Consider the following 1,857-nt stretch of genomic DNA (forward strand, 5'->3'; position numbering starts at 1 on the left):
CGTTGCAAAGAGACGCGCCTGAGCGCCTGCCTCTCGTTTGGTCTTGTGACGTAGCGTGCACTTGGATCTATCGACATGTCATGTCGGCCAAGGCAACTTGAGGTTATATGGTCAAGCCTCTCGGATCATTAGTATCAGTTAGCTCAATACATTGCTGTACTTACACACCTGACCTATCAACCACGTAGTCTACATGGTTCCTTCAGGGGGCTTGTGCCCCGGGAGATCTCATCTTGAGGCGCGCTTCCCGCTTAGATGCTTTCAGCGGTTATCGCTTCCGAACATAGCTACCCGGCAATGCCACTGGCGTGACAACCGGAACACCAGAGGTTCGTCCACTCCGGTCCTCTCGTACTAGGAGCAGCCCCTCTCAAATCTCCAACGCCCATGGCAGATAGGGACCGAACTGTCTCACGACGTTCTGAACCCAGCTCGCGTACCACTTTAAATGGCGAACAGCCATACCCTTGGGACCGACTACAGCCCCAGGATGTGATGAGCCGACATCGAGGTGCCAAACACCGCCGTCGATATGAACTCTTGGGCGGTATCAGCCTGTTATCCCCGGAGTACCTTTTATCCGTTGAGCGATGGCCCTTCCATACAGAACCACCGGATCACTAAGTCCTAGTTTCCTACCTGCTTGATCCGTCGATCTTGCAGTCAAGCACGCTTATGCCTTTGCACACAGTGCGCGATGTCCGACCGCGCTGAGCGTACCTTCGAGCTCCTCCGTTACTCTTTAGGAGGAGACCGCCCCAGTCAAACTACCCACCATACACGGTCCCCGATCCAGATAATGGACCCAGGTTAGAACGTCAAGCACGACAGGGTGGTATTTCAAGGATGGCTCCGCCACAGCTAGCGCCATGGTTTCATAGCCTCCCACCTATCCTACACAGACGAACTCAACGTTCAGTGTAAAGCTATAGTAAAGGTTCACGGGGTCTTTCCGTCTTGCCACGGGAACGCTGCATCTTCACAGCGATTTCAATTTCACTGAGTCTCGGGTGGAGACAGCGCCGCTGTCGTTACGCCATTCGTGCAGGTCGGAACTTACCCGACAAGGAATTTCGCTACCTTAGGACCGTTATAGTTACGGCCGCCGTTTACTGGGGCTTCGATCAAGAGCTTCGCCTTGCGGCTGACCCCATCAATTAACCTTCCAGCACCGGGCAGGCGTCACACCCTATACGTCCACTTTCGTGTTTGCAGAGTGCTGTGTTTTTGATAAACAGTCGCAGCGGCCTGGTTACTGCGACCCTCTTCAGCTATAGCTCGCACGAGCCACCAAAAAGGGTGCACCTTCTCCCGAAGTTACGGTGCCATGTTGCCTAGTTCCTTCACCCGAGTTCTCTCAAGCGCCTGAGAATTCTCATCCTACCCACCTGTGTCGGTTTACGGTACGGTCTGCGTAAGCTGAAGCTTAGGAGCTTTTCCTGGAAGCGTGGTATCAGCAACTTCGCCATAAAGGCTCGTCTCGGTGCTCGGTCTTAAAGGATCCCGGATTTGCCAAAGATCCAAACCTACCGCCTTTCCCCGGGACAACCAACGCCCGGTATGCCTAACCTTCTCCGTCCCTCCATCGCACTTACGCGAGGTGCAGGAATATTAACCTGCTTCCCATCGACTACGACTTTCGTCCTCGCCTTAGGGGCCGACTCACCCTGCGCCGATTAACGTTGCGCAAGGAAACCTTGGGCTTTCGGCGTGCGGGTTTTTCACCCGCATTATCGTTACTCATGTCAGCATTCGCACTTCCGATACCTCCAGCAGACTTCTCAATCCACCTTCAACGGCTTACGGAACGCTCCTCTACCGCGTACATATAAATATGCACACCCCAAGCTTCGGTTC

The 1,857-nt window shown here is 54.1% G+C and carries 1 other annotated feature (only partly in view).

From position 1 onward, the window contains the following. Positions 1-107: 107 nt before the first annotated feature. Positions 108-1,857, reverse strand: a sequence feature (mutual gap in cmsearch alignment for this rRNA model is longer than 100); it runs 1,095 nt beyond the window's last position.

The organism is Stenotrophomonas sp. LST15-1-1.1 (assembly GCF_040815575.1).
GTDB classification, from domain to species: Bacteria; Pseudomonadota; Gammaproteobacteria; order Xanthomonadales; family Xanthomonadaceae; genus Stenotrophomonas; species Stenotrophomonas lactitubi_B.